Here is a 354-nt window from a genome sequence, read left to right as displayed (position 1 = left end):
GGCTCGACGTCCGGATTCGTGTAGTTCGACGAGTCCCTTTTTTAGGCGCGTGATGTTCGTTGCGTGTTGATGAGCACGCGCGATCGTGGAGTCCACCGACAGCGACCAGTCGAGCTGGCCGGCAGCGTGAGCGGTCAAGCGGGCCAGCGCGGTGTCCCAGGTGCCGTCGCCGGCCATCCGGCGATGCCAGGTCCATACCGTCTGCCACTTGCCGAACGTCTCGGGCAGGTGAATCGCCCCGGGGATAATAGAGGCAGGGAGATTGGAAGAAGGAGTTTCTCTCATGCCAGTGAAGTACACCGACGAGCTCAGGGCTCGTGCAGTAGAGCTCGTCATTCACGCTCAGGCCGATCC

General features: G+C 62.1%; 1 pseudogene. It reads right to left on the bottom strand.

The annotated features are described in order from the left end of the window. A pseudogene (locus MTQ12_RS14840) lies at nucleotides 1–228 on the bottom strand (IS5/IS1182 family transposase); the annotation flags it as partial. Between the last annotated feature and the right edge of the window lie 126 nt (nucleotides 229–354).

Source organism: Brevibacterium sp. R8603A2, assembly GCF_023072605.1.
GTDB classification, from domain to species: Bacteria; Actinomycetota; Actinomycetes; order Actinomycetales; family Brevibacteriaceae; genus Brevibacterium; species Brevibacterium pityocampae.
Note: the sequence above shows the minus strand (reverse complement) of the source record. Positions and strands in the feature narration are given on the sequence as shown.